Origin of the sequence: Xanthomonas sp. LMG 12459 (genome assembly GCF_009192905.1) — a bacterium.
Classification (GTDB): Bacteria; Pseudomonadota; Gammaproteobacteria; order Xanthomonadales; family Xanthomonadaceae; genus Xanthomonas_A; species Xanthomonas_A sontii.
Map to the genome: position 1 here is coordinate 22,778 of NZ_NSGT01000036.1, position 15,437 is coordinate 38,214.

Below are 15,437 nucleotides of genomic sequence, written 5' to 3' on the forward strand. Positions count from 1 at the left end.
GGATTGGCAACAGCAAGTTCCTGCGCTCTGACGAATCCCCACTCCCCGGCTTTTCAGCAGCCGAACGGCTGATCATCCCGAATCCCCGCCCCATGCACATCCTGCTCGCCTACGCTTCGCTCAGCGGCAACACCCGCGACGTCGCCCGCCGCGTGCATGCGCAGTGCGAGGCGGCGGGGCACGCGGTCACCTGGATCCACACCGACCTGCAGACGCTGCAGGGCGCGCTCGGCGATGCAGGGCGTGCGGCGGACTTCGATCTGCATCTGCTCGGCAGTTGGAGCGACAACGCCGGGCGCACGCCGGCGGAGATGAAGCGCTATATCGCCGAGTTGGTCGAGGCGGCCGGCAAGACGATCGAAGTGGCGGCGTTCGGCACCGGCGAGACGCAGTGGGGGCTGGAGTACTACTGCGGTGCGGTCAAGCGCATCGCGCGGTTCTTCGACAGCGCTTATCCATTGCTGGAGATCGAGCAGATGCCGCACGGCGACCGCGACAACGCGGCCATCGACGCGTGGTGCGCGCAGGTGCTGGCGTTGTGCGCAGCGCGCGCGTCGTTGGCAGGCGATGTGCCGGTGGCCGCTGCCGAGTCCGCTCCCGCGGGCGCGGCTGGCTTCGCTGCGAGGGTGTTGCCGTTGCATGGCAGCGGCTGACGCCGTCGTCGTTCATCCGTTTCCTGGCATTGCCGGCGTTCCCATCGCACGCCGGGCTTCTTCCGACATCAGACAAGGTTTCGTTCCATGCTCACCACCATCACCGTTTCCAGTGCCGAACAGTTCGCCGATGCCCTCGCCGCGCACCCGCGCGTGCTGGCCGATTTCAACAAGGACAACTGCCCGGGCTGCCGCATGCTCGACAAGTCGCTGGAGCGTTTTGCCGAGGGCGAGAGCGCGCAGGGCGTGACCCTGCTCAAGGTGAAGATGGAAGACGTGGGCGAGGAGTTCTTCCGCGCGCAGGGCCTGCGCCAGACGCCGACGCTGATGCTGTTCCGCCAGGGCGAGGAGGTGGCGCGGGTGCCCGGGTTCGTGCCACCGGCCAAGATCGACGAAGCGGTGCGCACGCATCTGGGCTGAGCGCGCGGGTTCCTCGCACCTCGTATCTCGTAGAAGCGGCTTCAGCCGCGACGGGCTTCACCGATAGAGCTTATCGCTGCCAAAGCTCACTCTTGCGGTTGTGCTTGTCCGACGCGTAAATCAAGCAGCAACATCAATAGCAACGGCTTTCGCCTTGCGGCGAGTTACTTTTCTTTGCTTGTGCAAAGAAAAGTAACCAAAAGAAAGCACACCCTGCCTCGCGCCCTCCGCGCTAACGCGCTCCGGGTCCGCGGATGCACCGGGGATTCGCGGAAGGGGCATCCTGCCCCTGCCGCGAACGGCGCACATCCATGTGCGCCGCCCTTCGGGTTTTTCCCCGGTCCATCCGCCGCTGCGGAAGGGAACCTAGTAAGTCAAAAGCCAACGCAACATCAATAGCAAAAGCTATTGCGGATACAGCGCATACATACGGCATTGCAATGGTGATGCGCCTGAGCTGGGTACACGCCGGCACAGCCACCTGTACGCCACGCACAACCGCTCCTGCAGCTTCTTCGAAAACCATCGTCGTTGCGCGTCCACCACAATCAACAGCCGACATGGGCTACCACGCGAAGTGCATTCGCTGGCGGCCGCTGGAATGACGGGGGTGTGCGCTGCAGCGGCAGTCGCTTCGGTCTTTGCTGTTGCTTCGGCTTTTGACTTACCGGGTTCCCTTCCGAAGCGGCGGCCAGCACGGGGAAAAACCCCGAAGGGGCGGCGCACAAGGACGTGCGCCGTCCGCGGCAGGGGCAGGATGCCCCTTCCGCGGATCCCCGTGCTGGCCGCGGACCCGGAGCGCGAAGCGCGGAGGGCGCGTAGGCAGGGTGTGCTTGACCAGCCTTCGGCTGTGGTAAAGCGCTTCTTTGGGTTACTTTTCTTTGCACAAGCAAAGAAGCGCTTCTCAGCAGCCAAAGGCTGATCAAAGTGACTCGCCGCAAGGCGAAAGCCTTTGCTGTTGCTGCTGCTTGATTTACACGTCGGACAAGCACAGCCGCACGAGTGAGCTTTAGCAGCGATAAGCTCTCTCGGTAAAGTCCTTCGGGGCTAAAGCCGTTCCTGCATTGCTGCTAGGGAAGTGCAGTACCCCTACCCGCGCCTGCCCGCCGCATGCCCCTGCGCCAACTGCCACAGGTGGCGCACGATCGGCATCGCCTGTGCGGTGGCGGGCAGCGCGGCCAGGGCCAGGCGCGCCATCGGCACGCGGCCTTCGATGTCAAGGTAGCGCACCCCGGGCAACTGCACCTGCGCGGTCGAGGCGGGGACCACCGACACACCCAGTTCGGCGGCCACCAGGTTGACGATGGACGACATCTGCGGCGCTTCCTGTTCGATCTTCAGTTCGAAGCCGGCCTGACGGCAGGCATCGAGGATCTCGTCGTACAGGCTGGTGCCGAAGCTGCGCGGGAACAGGATGAAGGGTTCGCCGGCCAGCGCCGACAGCGGCGCGCGGCGGCGCTTGGCCAGCCGGTGCGCCGCCGGCACCGCGATCTTCATCGGTTCGTCGGGCAGCTTGAGCAACTGCAGTTCCGAGGGCGTGGCCACGCTGTAGCGGATGAAGGCCGCATCCAGCCGCCCCTGCAGCAGTGCGGCGAGCAGGCCGGCGGTGTTGGTCTCCTCCAGCGCCAGCGTCACCGCCGGCCAGCCGCGGCGGAAGCCGCGCACCAGGGTCGGCACGATCGGGTTGAACGCGGCGGAGGCGGTGAAGCCGAGCCGCAGCACGCCGCTCTCGCCGCGTGCGGCGCGGCGTGCGGCATCGCCGGCGCGTTCCAGGTCGGCGAGCACGCGCCGGGCTTCGGTGCGGAAGGCGCGGCCGGCATCGGTGAGTTCGGCGCCGCGCGGCGTGCGCACGAACAACGGCGTGCCCAGTTCCTCCTCCAGTGCGCGGATCTGCTGGCTCAGCGGCGGTTGCTGGATGCCCAACTGCGCGGCGGCGCGGGTGAAGTGCCCGGCCTCGGCCACGGCCAGGAAGTAGCGCAGGTGGCGCAGTTCCATGTCATATCCAGAACATATGGAGAGTGGGGCGATCATATATTGGACGCCGGGTGACGGCAGGCGAATACTGGCCATCCGTTTTCCGCCGCGACCCACACCGTGAACGCCTCCAGCCAATGCCCGCCGGTGCACGCCGTGGACGATGCGCCGCTGTTGCGCATCCGCCTGGCGCTGTTCCTGGCCGGCTTCGCCACCTTCTCGCTGCTGTACAGCGTGCAGCCGCTGTTGCCCGAGTTCGCACGCGAGTTCGGGCTCAGCGCGGCGGCCAGTTCGCTGCCGCTGTCGCTGGCCACCGGCGGCCTGGCGATCGCGATCTTCTGCGCTGGCGCGGTGTCGGAAACGCTGGGACGGCGCGGGCTGATGTTCGTGTCGATCGCGCTGGCCGCGCTGCTCAACCTGCTGGCGTCGTGCCTGCCGCACTGGGGATCCCTGGTGGTGGTGCGCGCGCTGTCCGGCATCGCCCTGGGCGGCGTGCCGGCGGTGGCGATGGTGTACCTGGCCGAGGAACTGCCGGCGAGCCGGCTCGGCGCTGCCACCGGGCTGTATGTGGCCGGCAATGCGTTCGGCGGCATGGTCGGCCGCATCGGCATGAGCATGCTCACCGACCACTTCGACTGGCGCGTCGCGCTGGCCACGCTGAGCACGGTGGATCTGCTGGCCGCGGTCGGCTTCGTGTGGCTGCTGCCGCCGTCGCGGCACTTCGTGCGCCGCCAGGGAGTGAATCTGCGCTTCCACCTGCGCGCCTGGGGCGGGCATCTGCGCGATCGCCACCTGCCGTGGCTGTTCGCGATCCCGTTCCTGGCGATGGGCGTGTTCGTCAGCGTCTACAACTACGCCGGCTTCCGCCTGGGCGGGCCGGAGTTCGGGCTGAGCCAGAGCCAGCTCGGCATGATCTTCAGCGCCTACGTGTTCGGCATCGTGTCCTCGTCGGTGGCCGGCGCGGCGTCGGACCGGTTCGGCCGCGGCCCGGTGGTGCTGGCCGGCATCGCCACCGCGGCGCTCGGCGTGGCGCTGACCCTGGCGCATGCGCTGGTGCCGGTCATCGCCGGCATCGTGCTGCTGACCATCGGCTTCTTCGTCGCGCATTCGGCGGCCAGCGCCTGGGTCGGGCGCCTGGGCGGGCAGTTCAAGGGCCATGCCGCGTCGCTGTACCTGCTGGCGTACTACGCCGGCGCCAGCGTGATCGGCTCGCTCAGCGGCGCGGCGTGGCAGCACGGCGGCTGGAGCGCACTGGTCGCGTGCTGCCTGGTGTTGCTGGGCATCGGCCTGGTCGCCGCGCAGGTGTTGCGCCGCGGCGCCGACGACAGCCGCCCCTACGGCCGCTTCGGGTCGCATCCGCCGCGCGGCGAGTGAACCGCGCGGCCGTCATCCAACGAGGGTTCCGCAATGCAGATCGACCATCTCGACCATCTGGTCCTCACCGTCGCCGACATCGAGGCGACCTGCGCGTTCTATGCGCGGGTGCTGGGCATGCGCGTGGTGACCTTCGGCGAAGGCCGCAAGGCGCTGGCGTTCGGCGAGCAGAAGATCAACCTGCATCGGCATGGCCACGCGTTCGACCCGAAGGCGCGGGTGCCTACGCCGGGCTCGGCCGATCTGTGCTTTCTCACCGCCACGCCGCTGGCGCAGGTGGCCGAGGAACTGTGCGCTGCCGCCGTGCCGATCGAGGACGGGCCGGTGCAACGCACCGGCGCCCGCGGCCCGATCCTGTCGCTGTACTTCCGCGATCCGGACGGCAACCTGATCGAGGTCGCCAACCCGTTGTGATGGGAGCCGCGTTGGCACCAGACGTGTGCCGTCCGCGCGCTGCCTGACCCTGTGCCGCCGCCGGTCCATCGTTCGTGCCGAGCGCTGTCCACACCTGCGGCAATCACAGGCCTTGTGTTGCCGGCCAGCACGCACTACATACAGCGGCACGGCCGCCGCAATGGCGCGCGCCTTCACACCGACGGGAGCCGCCTGATGTCGCAGTTGCTGCAGGATCACCCCGCGTCCGCACAGCCAGCGGCGTCCGCGCTGGAAGCGTTCGTCGACCGCCATCGGCGCCTGTTCGTGCTGACCGGTGCCGGCTGCAGCACCGACTCGGGCATTCCCGACTACCGCGACGCCGCCGGCGACTGGAAGCGTGCGCAGCCGGTGACCTACCAGGCCTTCATGGGCGAGCTGGCGACGCGGCAGCGCTACTGGGCGCGCAGCCTGCTCGGCTGGCCGCGCTTCGGCCATGCCCGGCCCAATGCCACCCATGCCGCGCTGGCGCAGCTGGAAGCGCGCGGCCAGGTCGAAGTGCTGCTGACCCAGAACGTGGATGGCCTGCACCAGGCCGCCGGCAGCCGCGCCACCATCGACCTGCACGGGCGTCTGGACGTGGTGCGCTGCATGGGCTGCGAGCGGCGCATGCCGCGCGAGGCGTTCCAGCAGCACCTGCTGCAGCACAACCCGCAGTGGGCGACGTTGCAGGCCGCGCCGGCGCCCGACGGCGATGCCGACCTGGAGGGCGAGGATTTCGCCAGCTTCGTGGTGCCGGCCTGCACGCACTGCGGCGGCGTGCTGAAGCCGGACGTGGTGTACTTCGGCGAGAACGTGCCGCGCGAGCGTGTGGCCAGCGCCTTCGCGCATCTGCAGCGCGCCGACGCGGTGCTGGTGGTGGGTTCGTCGCTGATGGTCTATTCCGGCTTCCGCTTCGTGCAGGCCGCGGCCAAGGCCGGCCTGCCGATCGCCGCGGTCAACCTGGGCCGCACCCGCGGCGACGATCTGCTGAGCCTGAAGCTGGAGCAGCCGTGCGCGCAGGCGCTGTCCTTCCTGCTGCCGGCGGCGGCGCGCGTTCCGAATCCCGGCACGAACTGATCCATCGGCAGTGGTTGATCGCGCCGCATGGCAGGAGTGCAATGGTCGCTTGCCGCGCCGCGCGCGGCGTTTCCATGGATCCGTATCGTGAGTCACTTGTTCTCGCCCCTCGCGCTGGGGCCGCTGTCGCTGTCCAACCGCATCGTGATCGCGCCGATGTGCCAGTACTCGGCCGAGGACGGCCGTGCCAGCGACTGGCATGTGCAGCATCTGGGCCAACTGGCGCAGTCCGGCGCCGGGTTGCTGATCCTGGAGGCGACCGCGGTGGAGCCGCGCGGGCGCATCAGCTACGCCGATCTGGGCCTATGGGACGACGCCACCGAGGCGGCGCTGGCCACGGTGTTGCGTTCGGTGCGGCGTTGGTCGCCGATGCCGCTGGGCATCCAGCTCGCGCATGCCGGGCGCAAGGCGTCCACGCACAAGCCCTGGGACGGCGGCGGCGCGATCGCGCCCGAGCAGCCGAACGGCTGGCAGACGGTGGCGCCGTCGGCGCAGGCATTCGCCGACGACGGCCCGTCGCCGCAGGCGCTGGACCTGGCCGGCATCGACGCCATCGTCGAGGCGTTCGTGGCGTCGGCGCGGCGCGCCGAGCGACTCGGCTTCGAGCTGATCGAATTGCATGCCGCACACGGCTACCTGCTGCACCAGTTCCTGTCGCCGCTGAGCAACCAGCGCACCGATGCCTACGGTGGCAGCCTGGAGAACCGCATGCGCCTGCTGCTGCGCGTGCATGCAGCGGTACGCGCCGCGGTGGCGCCGAGCATCGCGGTGGGCGTGCGCATCTCCGCCACCGACTGGGTGGACGGCGGCTGGGATCTGGCGCAGAGCGAGGCGCTGGCGCAGGCATTGCAGGCGCAGGGCTGCGATTATCTGCACGTATCCAGCGGCGGGCTGGACCGGCGTCAGCGCATTCCGGTGGCGCCCGGCTACCAGGTGCCGCTGGCCGAGGCGCTGCACCGCGCGGTGCGCATGCCGGTGATCGCAGTGGGCCTGATCACCGAGCCGCAGCAGGCCGAGGCCATCCTCGCCGAGGACCGTGCCGATGCCATCGCGCTGGCCCGCGGCATCCTCTACGATCCGCGCTGGCCGTGGCACGCGGCCGCCGCGCTGGGCGCGCGGGTACGCCCGTCGCCGCAATACCTGCGTTGCGAGCCGCATGCGGCGCGCGGCGTGTTCGACGCCTGACCGGCGCGCCGCGCGCGCTGGTGGCGTCCTCCATTTCGATTCCTTCAGGGAGCCTGCAATGACGACGATTGGATTTCTCGGCCTGGGCACGATGGGCCAGCCGATCGCGCTCAACCTGCTGCGCGCCGGCCATGCGTTGACGGTCTGGAACCGCAGCGCCGCGGCGGCGCAGCCCCTGCTCGAGGCCGGCGCGCAGCAGGCCGCGCAACCGGCCGATGCGGTGCGCGGGCCGGTGCTGTTCTCGATGCTGGCCGACGACACCGCGGTGCGCGAGACCCTGCTCGATCGCGGCGCGCTGGACGCGCTCACCGCCGGCAGCGTGCACGTCAACATGGCCACGATCTCGGTGGCGCTGGCGCGCGAACTGCACGCGCTGCATGCCGAGCGCGGCGTCGCCTACCTGGCGATGCCGGTGCTGGGGCGGGTGGAGGTGGCCGCGGCCGGCCAGCTCAATTTGCTCGCCGCCGGCGACGCCGCGGCGCTGGCGCGGGTGCAGCCCTTGCTCGATGTCATCGGGCGCAAGACCTGGTACTTCGGCACCGCCCCGGAACAGGCCAACGCGGTGAAGCTCGCCGCCAACCTGTGCCTGGCCAGCGCCATCGGCACCATGGCCGAGGCGTCGGCGCTGGTGCGCGGGCACGGCGTGGAAGCGGCCGATTTCCTCGACATGCTCACCAGCACCGTGTTCGCCGCACCGGCCTACCAGACCTACGGCGGCATGATCGCCGAACAGCGCTACAGCCCGGCCGGCTTCAAGGCCACGCTGGGCCTGAAGGACGTGCGCCTGGCCCTGAACGCCGGCGAGACCCGACACGTGCCTATGCCGCTGGCGGCGGTGCTGCGCGATGCCTTCATCGAGGCGATCGCGCACGGCGACGGCGACCTCGACTGGGCGGCGCTGGCCAAGGTCGCCGCGCGCCGCGCCGGCCAGGCCTGAAGCGCCGACGGCTCTTCAGCGGACCTTGGCGGCGCATGCCGCACACTGCGCACCCGCTTGAGCCTGGCGCGCGCTTGCCGCTAAGGTGCGGCGATTTGCTGGCGCATCACAGGAGGATGCCATGAGTCCGAATTCGTCCGATCCCGGCGACAGAGCCCCGATCCAGCCGCCGCGCGCGGTCGTGCGCGAGCCTGTGCCCGGGCCCGATCACCCGGAGCATCCGGACCATCTCCTGTACGCGCAGATCCGCGAGGGCGTGCATGCGCTGGACGCCGCCTGTGGGCGCGCGCCGGACGCGATCAGCGAGCGCATGGTGGCGCGGCTGCTGCCGCTGGCCAAGGAATACGGTTTCGACCAGGTCGACCACGTGGTGCTCAGCCGCGAGATCGGCGACGTGGAGGATGGCGAGAACGTGTTCCTGGTGCGCGGCGACCTGGACGATCCGGCGCACCTGCGCGCGCACATCACCACTCACGAAGCGGTCGGCATGTCGGTGGAGGACTCGCTGGCGCGCCTGGAAAAGGTCAACCGCCGCCTGGCGCTGCGCCTGCGCCCGGAGTGAGCGCAGGCGAGTGAGCAGCGTCCTGGGTGAGGCGTCAGCTTCGACCCTGTTTCCGGGTAAGCATGGCTGAGCCCCTCTCCCCCCGGGAGAGGGGTTGGGGTGAGGGTACGGGGCGCGCAGCGCACGCGAAGTTCAAGCTGCACGAGGCTCCGCCCGAACCCTCATCCGCCCCCTTCGGGGCACCTTCCCCCAAAAAGGGGGGCCATGGTCCCGGAGGGAGAAGGAAAAGCCGGCTCCGGCTGGATGGCTCTTAGCCCCTCTCCCTCCGGGAGAGGGGTTGGGGTGAGGGTCCGGGCGCGCAGCGCATGCGATGTGTTTCGACTGCACGAGGCTGCGCCCGGACCCTCATCCGCCCCTTCGGGGCACCTTCCCCCAAAAAGGGGGCCATGGTCCCGAAGGGAGAAGGAAAAGCCGGCTTCGACTGGATGGCTTGGCCTCTTCTCACCATCCTGGTTGAGGCCGCGCTCACACTGCAGCACCGGCACGGTCAGGGACTGCACTGTGGGAGGGACTTCAGTCCCGACGCCGTGCAAGATCGGATGCACAGCGGACTTCGTCCGCCGTCGCTGCATGACAGTTGCCTCACCACGTTCCAGAGGTGGACTGTCCCGATTCCCGATTCCCGATTCCCGATTCCCGAATCCCGAATCCCGAATCCCGAATCCCCGCCTTTCCCCTATCATCGACAGATGCGCCCTGACTACATCCTGACCCTGTCCTGCCCGGACCGTACCGGCATCGTCTTCCGCGTCAGCGGCCTGCTGTTCGAGCACGGCTGCAACATCCTCGACGCGCAGCAGTTCGGCGACGAGGAAAGCGGCCGCTTCTTCCTCCGGGTGCACTTCGACGTACCCGCCGACGGCATCGTCGCCGCGGTGAAGCTGCAATTGGAGCCCCTGGCTGCCGACTACGCGATGGACTGGCAATTGCACGACGCGCGCCGCCGTGCGCGCCTGCTGGTGCTGGTCAGCAAGCAGGGTCACTGCCTCAACGACCTGCTGTTCCGCGCGCACAGCCGGCAGTTGCGGGTGGACATCGCCGCGGTGGCCTCCAACCACCCCGATTTCGCCGCGCTCGCCGGCTCCTACGGCGTGCCATTCCATCACCTGCCGGTGAGCGCCGCCAATCGCGCCGAACAGGAGGCGCAGTTGCTGGCGCTGGTCGAACGCGAACGCATCGATCTGGTGGTGCTGGCTCGCTACATGCAGATCCTGTCGCCGACGCTGTGCGCGGCGCTGGCCGGACGCGCGATCAACATCCACCACAGCTTCCTGCCCAGCTTCAAGGGCGCGCAGCCGTACCACCAGGCGCACGCACGCGGGGTCAAGATCATCGGTGCCACCGCGCACTACGTCACCGGCGACCTGGACGAAGGCCCGATCATCGAGCAGGACGTGGCCCGCGTGGACCACGCCATGACCCCGCGCGAACTGGTGCGCCTGGGCAGCGACACCGAGTCGCAGGTGCTGGCCCGCGCCGTGCGCCGCCACGTCGAGCATCGCATCCTGCTCAACGGGCATCGCACGGTGGTATTTCGCTGAGGCGGGGAGTGGAGATTCGGGAATCGGGAATGGGGAGCAGCAACAGCAACAGCAACAGCGGCTAAGCACCCGCTTGCCCTAATCCATGGTCGCGGTGCCGACCGTCTGCATCGACGATCATCCCCGCTCTCCAGTCACTGCACGGTGGCATTTCCGATGAAGCTGGGAATGGGGGTCGGGAATAGGGAAGGGGACCATCAGCAGCCGCAGCGCGGCGTTCGCTCTGCCGATTCCCCATTCCCGATTCCCCATTCCCAGCCCTCAACGCGCCGCGTTGGCGTTCATCGTCGCGTTGCGGCTGGCGTCCAGGTACTGCGCCGGATCGCGCATGCCGGTGGTGTGGCACTGGCCGGTGGTGTGGCCGCGGTTGACGCCGCCCGGCAGCTGGCCGTTGACCTGCTCCACGGTGCCGTCCTCCGGATCGCTCAGCACCAGGTCCGAGGCCGCATTGCAGTAGTCGTTGGTGTACCAGTTGGTCTTGGCGAAGGAGGTGGTGTAGTAGTTCACCAGCGCCCGCGCCGAGTTGGGGATGCCGGCCAGCCAGGCCTTGGCGCCGTCGTAGGTCAGGTCGTTGTTGGTGCCGCAGCCCACGCCGAACCACGAGCCCACCGTGGCCAGGATGCCGGCCAGGTTGGTGCCCTGGTAGGGGGTGCCCACCGACTGCATCACCCGCCCGCCGCTGGCGTTGTCCAGGCCGCTCCAGTAGTACACGTACAGATGCAGCGCGGCCATGCCGCCCTGGCTGTGCGCCACCGTGCCGAACGAGTTCCACTGGCTGCCGAACTGCGCCAGGCGCTGCGCGAACTGGTCGTTGCTGCGGTTCTGGTTGACGTCCAGGAACGCGGAGGCATTGGTGAACTGCGCCACCGGCCACACGCCGCCCGAGCAGTAGCCGTGCACCAGCACCAGGCGCTTGCCGGTGGCCTGCGCCTGCATGTCGGTGGTGGCGGCTGTGCTCAGCTGCGCCGGGCGCTCGCCCATGCGCATGCTCTCGTCGATCGCGCCGGTGCTACGCGCCACGCTGCTGCGGCGCAGCGCCGGCAGGGTCAGCGGCAACGTCGCGCGCGTGGCCAGCGGCACGAAGTTGTCCGGATCCTCCACGCGCAGGTTGCGCAGGGTGAACGGCGCACGCGCGCCGGCGCGGACGATCCAGCGTTCGTCCACGCTCAGCGGCAGGCGTCCGTCCTGCGGCGCGAGCATTCCGCCGAGCCAGGCCACCGGCACCGCGCTGCCGTCGCGGCCGGTGCCCCACAGTTCGCCGAGCACGCGGTAGTGCGTCGGCGCCTGGCCGCCGCCGATGCGCACCGGGATCGGCAGGGTCAGCCGGGTGCCGGGCTGTGCGCTGGCGACGACGGCATCGGCGGTGATGCGCAAGGTGGTGTCCAGCACCGGCAGCACGTGCTCGCTGGTGCGCACGAACGCCTGGCCGCCGGCGTCGTGACCATGCACCACCACCTGCGCGATGTAGGTGCCGGTGGCGGTCGCCGGGAAGTCGCCGGCATACACGCCATCGCCCGCGGCGCCGTCGCCGTGGCGGCCGTCGTCGGCCATCGGCCACTGGCTGACGGAGCCGTCCGGCGCGATCACGCGCAGTTGCGCGGTGTCGATGCGGCCGCTGCCGGCGCTACGCGCCAGCGACACGCCGCCTTGCGCATCGATGCCGCCGAGCAGGGCGGTCAGGCCGATGCGCTGGCCGCGCTGCAGTTGCGCGCGGTCGCTGGGATAGGACGCCAGTTGCGTGCGTGGATCGCCCTCCATCAGCACGTAGCCACGCTGCGCCGTGCTGCTGCCGTCGGCCTGCAGGGTCAGGGTCCAGTCGCCGTTGGCGGCGCTGTCCACGCGGTACTCGCGAGCCGGCAGTGCGGCGCCGCCGGCGCCCAGTTGGGTGGCCTTGGCGCTGGGCGCGAGCAGCGGCGTCGTGGCGGCGGTGCCCATGCGTGCGCTGGCCGTGGCCGGTGCGTTCAGCCGCGGCTGCCAATCGTGGTCGCCGGACAGCACCACGAAGCGCAGCTTGCCGTTCTCCACCGGCAGGGTGGTGTGCCATTGCGCCGGGCCGCCGCTGCGCGCGGCGGAGAATTCCACCGGCAGCAACGCGCTCTTGGACAGGATCGCCGCTTCCGCCGGGGCGGGTGCGCGCATCTGCGCGAACTCCTCGGGCGGTCCGGCCAGTTGTTTGGGAATCAGTTCGGCCGCGTGCAGCGCGGCGGCGGGGACGACGAGACACAGGACGCAGACGGCGGACAGGTTCGACAGCTTCGGCATGACGCGCTCTCCCTGGCGGTGCTGAGAAGCAGACGCACATGCCGGAGACCGCGACGCAGTGCGCCGCCGGCAGCACGTCGGCGAGGACGCAGCGCCCCCTCGCCACGCGTTCGCCTGCGGCTATAGCCAGCGCACATTGCCGGACAAAGACGCAATGCAGCAATGCGCGCCGAACTGGGATGCCGGACATGCTGCAAGCGCAGCGATGCCCGACGCACGTGGCGCCGGGCATCGCCAGGTCACGCCGCCTGCGCGTGCTGGCTGCGCAACTGCTGCGCCGCCGCCACCATCGCCTGCAGCGCGTTGCGGGTTTCCGCCCAGCCTCGGGTCTTCAGCCCGCAATCCGGATTGACCCACAGTTGCTGCGGATCCAGCACCGCACGCGCCTTCTCCAGCAACGCCACCATCTCCTGCGTGCTCGGCACGCGTGGCGAGTGGATGTCGTACACGCCCGGCCCGATCGCGTTCGGGTAGCGGAAGCGCACGAAGGCATCGAGCAGTTCCATGCGCGAGCGCGAGGTCTCGATCGAGATCACGTCCGCGTCCATCGCCGCCACCGCCTCGATGATGTCGTTGAACTCCGAGTAGCACATGTGGGTGTGGATCTGCGTGGCATCGCGCACGCCGGCCGCGGCGATGCGGAAGCATTGCACCGCCCAGTCCAGGTACGCCTGCCAGTCGGCGCGGCGCAGCGGCAGGCCTTCGCGTATCGCCGGCTCGTCGATCTGGATCACGCCGATGCCGGCCGCCTCCAGGTCGCGCACCTCGTCGCGCAGCGCCAGCGCGATCTGCCGGCAGGTCTGCGCGCGCTCCTGGTCGTCGCGCACGAACGACCACTGCAGCACCGTCACCGGCCCGGTCAGCATGCCCTTCATCGGCCGCTCGGTCAGCGACTGCGCGTAGGTGGTCCAGCGCAGCGTCATCGGCGCCGGGCGCTGCACGTCGCCGTAGATGATCGGCGGCTTCACGCAGCGCGAGCCGTAGCTCTGCACCCAGCCATGACGGGTGAAGGCGAAGCCGTCGAGCTGCTCGCCGAAGTATTCGACCATGTCGTTGCGCTCGAACTCGCCGTGCACCAGCACGTCCAGGCCCAGTTGCTCCTGCGCACGCACGCAGCGTTCGGTCTCGGCGGCCAGGAACGCGTCGTAGGCGGCATCGTCGAGCTTGCCGGCCTTGTGCTGCGCACGCGCCTGCCGCACCTGCTCGGTCTGCGGGAACGAGCCGATCGTGGTGGTCGGATACAGCGGCAGCCGCAGCGCCGCCTGCTGTGCCTGCCGGCGCTGCGCGTACGGCGACTGCCGGCGGCCGGCGTCGTCGGTCAGCGCGTCCACCCGCCGCGCCACCTCGGCGCGATGCACGCGCGCAGAGGCGCGACGGCTGGCCAACGCATCGCGCGCCGCGTCCAGCCCCGCCTGCGCCTGCGGCTGGTCGTCCAGCGCATCGGCCAGGGTGCGAAGTTCCTGCAGCTTCTGCCTGGCGAAGGCCAGCCAGCCGACCAGTTCGCGGTCCAGCTTGGTCTCCTGCTGCAGATCCACCGGCACGTGCAGCAGCGAGCACGATGGCGCCAGCCACAACCGCTCGCGGCCGACATGGCCGGCGGCGTAGCGTGCCAGGGTCAGCGCGTTGTCCAGCGGCGTGCGCCACACGTTGCGGCCGTTGACCAGGCCGGCCGAGAGCACGCGTCCGGCCGGCAAGGCCTGCAGCACCGCGTCCAGTTGCGCCACGCCGCGCACCAGGTCCACGTGGATGCCGTCCACCGGCAGCGCCATCGCCAGCTCGAGGTTGTCGCCCAACTCGCCGAAGTAGCTGGTCAACAGCAGCTTCGGCCGCGGCGCCTGCGAAAGGAAATCATAGGCGCGGCGATAGGCAGCGCGTGCGGCCTCGTCCAGGTCCAATACCAGCGCCGGTTCGTCGAGCTGCACCCAGCCAGCGCCGGCCGCATGCAGGCGCTGCAGCAATTCGGCATACACCGGCAGCAGGCTGTCCAGCAACGCCCAGCGGTCGCTGCCGTCCACGGTCTTGGACAGCGCCAGAAAGGTCACCGGCCCGATCAGCACCGGCCGGGTCTGGATGCCCTGCGCCTTGGCTTCCAGGAACTCCACCACCGGCTTGTCGCCGCGCAGGCGGAAGTGCTGGCGCCGCGCCAGCTCCGGCACCAGGTAGTGGTAGTTGGTGTCGAACCACTTGGTCATTTCCAGCGCGTGCAGGTCCAGGCCGTGTTCCTGCGTGCCGCGCGCCATCGCGAAGTAGCCGGCCAGCGGATCGGCATCGGCCAGCGCGCGGTAGCGTTGCGGGATCGCATCGAACAGGAACGCGGTGTCGAGCATCGCGTCGTACAGGCTGAAGTCGTTGCTGGGCGGCACGTCCACCCCGGCCTCGCGTTGCAGTTGCCAGTGGCGCAGGCGCAGGTCGCGTGCGGTGTCCTGCAGTTGCGCGCCGTCGATGTCGCGGCGCCAGTAGCGTTCCAGCGCCTGCTTGAGCTCGCGCCGCGCACCGATGCGCGGGAAGCCCAGGTTGGTCACGATCGTCATGTTGCGTTTCCTCATTGCGTTCAAGGGCATTGAGGAACGAAGGAACCGCGCGCCGCGCGCCCCGTTCGCACGGACCGCCCGCCACGCCAGCGACCTTCGCCCCCGCGGGCGAACCGGTACCGCGCGGGCAGGCGGACGGCGCGGCGTGGCGCAAGGCCGGGTCGCGGTCCGGCCGCCTCCCCGCGGAGGCGCCAGGTCGAATCGGAGGACGCACGGTCCTCCGGCCGGGGCCGGTATTCGGGCTGATGGACACGCGCACCACGTTGGCTGCGCACCTACTGTCCGTCGCTTCCCAGGCCTGCATGCGCCGGCCCAGTGCCATTGACGGAGGTCGTTTCCATTCACCGCTGCGGGGCAGCTCCGGAATGGGCAGGCGCTTGCGGCGCCGGCCGTCACCGGATTCCCGTTTAAATTCATCCCTTCATCCGAATGAAGCGATGAATACCTTCGGCGAGCGCACGATAGGCCGGATGCGGCGGGCGGTCAAGGGCCCTCGCAATGCGCCGC

Annotated in this window: 12 protein-coding genes and 1 riboswitch; of the genes, 9 read left to right on the forward strand and 3 right to left on the reverse strand. The window is 69.7% G+C overall.

The window, feature by feature from the left end:
* The first annotated feature begins 92 nt into the window (after window positions 1–92).
* Window positions 93–653, forward strand: a complete 561-nt coding sequence (locus CEK65_RS09635) for a flavodoxin (RefSeq protein WP_152181575.1) — start codon at window positions 93–95, stop codon at window positions 651–653.
* Window positions 654–740: 87 nt separating this feature from the next.
* Entirely contained in the window at window positions 741–1,073 is a 333-nt protein-coding gene (locus tag CEK65_RS09640) for a thioredoxin family protein (RefSeq protein WP_017911175.1), read from the forward strand.
* Window positions 1,074–2,162: 1,089 nt separating this feature from the next.
* On the opposite strand, the gene CEK65_RS09650 is transcribed toward CEK65_RS09640, so the two are convergent.
* Window positions 2,163–3,068, reverse strand: a complete 906-nt coding sequence (locus CEK65_RS09650) for a LysR family transcriptional regulator (RefSeq protein ID WP_017912252.1) — start codon at window positions 3,066–3,068, stop codon at window positions 2,163–2,165.
* A gap of 99 nt (window positions 3,069–3,167) precedes the next feature.
* Here CEK65_RS09650 and CEK65_RS09655 point away from each other — a divergent pair, with 99 nt between their 5' ends.
* The 7 genes from CEK65_RS09655 (at window position 3,168) to purU (ending at window position 10,137) form a co-directional block, all read left to right on the forward strand.
* Window positions 3,168–4,421: an MFS transporter gene (locus tag CEK65_RS09655; protein WP_152181576.1), complete on the forward strand. Its 1,254-nt coding sequence runs from the start codon at window positions 3,168–3,170 to the stop codon at window positions 4,419–4,421.
* Window positions 4,422–4,454: 33 nt separating this feature from the next.
* Entirely contained in the window at window positions 4,455–4,835 is a 381-nt protein-coding gene (locus tag CEK65_RS09660; protein WP_152181577.1) for a VOC family protein, read from the forward strand.
* Between the two features lie 195 nt (window positions 4,836–5,030).
* Window positions 5,031–5,912: an NAD-dependent protein deacetylase gene (locus CEK65_RS09665; protein WP_152181578.1), complete on the forward strand. Its 882-nt coding sequence runs from the start codon at window positions 5,031–5,033 to the stop codon at window positions 5,910–5,912.
* 27 nt (window positions 5,913–5,939) lie between these two features.
* Complete coding sequence (locus tag CEK65_RS09670; RefSeq protein ID WP_193314744.1) at window positions 5,940–7,097, forward strand: NADH:flavin oxidoreductase/NADH oxidase; 1,158 nt, start codon at window positions 5,940–5,942, stop codon at window positions 7,095–7,097.
* 58 nt (window positions 7,098–7,155) lie between these two features.
* Entirely contained in the window at window positions 7,156–8,034 is an 879-nt protein-coding gene (locus CEK65_RS09675) for an NAD(P)-dependent oxidoreductase (RefSeq protein ID WP_152181580.1), read from the forward strand.
* Window positions 8,035–8,155: 121 nt separating this feature from the next.
* Window positions 8,156–8,596 (forward strand): XVIPCD domain-containing protein, encoded by a 441-nt coding sequence (locus CEK65_RS09680; protein ID WP_017908683.1) that lies wholly within the window; start codon window positions 8,156–8,158, stop codon window positions 8,594–8,596.
* Window positions 8,597–9,285: 689 nt separating this feature from the next.
* Window positions 9,286–10,137, forward strand: a complete 852-nt coding sequence (gene purU / locus CEK65_RS09690; protein WP_017911840.1) for a formyltetrahydrofolate deformylase — start codon at window positions 9,286–9,288, stop codon at window positions 10,135–10,137.
* A 261-nt stretch (window positions 10,138–10,398) separates the two neighbouring features.
* On the opposite strand, the gene CEK65_RS09695 is transcribed toward purU, so the two are convergent.
* Together CEK65_RS09695 and metE are read right to left on the reverse strand one after the other, a co-directional pair.
* Window positions 10,399–12,399, reverse strand: coding sequence for a choice-of-anchor X domain-containing protein (locus tag CEK65_RS09695; protein WP_152181582.1), 2,001 nt, complete (start codon window positions 12,397–12,399; stop codon window positions 10,399–10,401).
* 239 nt (window positions 12,400–12,638) lie between these two features.
* Window positions 12,639–14,930, reverse strand: a complete 2,292-nt coding sequence (metE, locus tag CEK65_RS09700) for a 5-methyltetrahydropteroyltriglutamate--homocysteine S-methyltransferase (protein ID WP_152181583.1) — start codon at window positions 14,928–14,930, stop codon at window positions 12,639–12,641.
* 210 nt (window positions 14,931–15,140) lie between these two features.
* A riboswitch (cobalamin riboswitch) is annotated at window positions 15,141–15,394 on the reverse strand.
* Window positions 15,395–15,437 lie beyond the last annotated feature (43 nt).

What these genes read in the sequence shown, in the direction of transcription:
- CEK65_RS09635 (WP_152181575.1), top strand. Translation starts at nt 93, where the DNA reads ATGCACATCCTGCTCGCCTACGCTTCGCTCAGCGGCAACACCCGCGAC.
- CEK65_RS09640 (WP_017911175.1), top strand. Translation starts at nt 741, where the DNA reads ATGCTCACCACCATCACCGTTTCCAGTGCCGAACAGTTCGCCGATGCC.
- CEK65_RS09650 (WP_017912252.1), bottom strand. Translation starts at nt 3,068, where the DNA reads ATGGAACTGCGCCACCTGCGCTACTTCCTGGCCGTGGCCGAGGCCGGG.
- CEK65_RS09660 (WP_152181577.1), top strand. Translation starts at nt 4,455, where the DNA reads ATGCAGATCGACCATCTCGACCATCTGGTCCTCACCGTCGCCGACATC.
- CEK65_RS09665 (WP_152181578.1), top strand. Translation starts at nt 5,031, where the DNA reads ATGTCGCAGTTGCTGCAGGATCACCCCGCGTCCGCACAGCCAGCGGCG.
- CEK65_RS09670 (WP_193314744.1), top strand. Translation starts at nt 5,940, where the DNA reads ATGGCAGGAGTGCAATGGTCGCTTGCCGCGCCGCGCGCGGCGTTTCCA.
- CEK65_RS09675 (WP_152181580.1), top strand. Translation starts at nt 7,156, where the DNA reads ATGACGACGATTGGATTTCTCGGCCTGGGCACGATGGGCCAGCCGATC.
- CEK65_RS09680 (WP_017908683.1), top strand. Translation starts at nt 8,156, where the DNA reads ATGAGTCCGAATTCGTCCGATCCCGGCGACAGAGCCCCGATCCAGCCG.
- purU (WP_017911840.1), top strand. Translation starts at nt 9,286, where the DNA reads ATGCGCCCTGACTACATCCTGACCCTGTCCTGCCCGGACCGTACCGGC.
- CEK65_RS09695 (WP_152181582.1), bottom strand. Translation starts at nt 12,399, where the DNA reads ATGCCGAAGCTGTCGAACCTGTCCGCCGTCTGCGTCCTGTGTCTCGTC.
- metE (WP_152181583.1), bottom strand. Translation starts at nt 14,930, where the DNA reads ATGACGATCGTGACCAACCTGGGCTTCCCGCGCATCGGTGCGCGGCGC.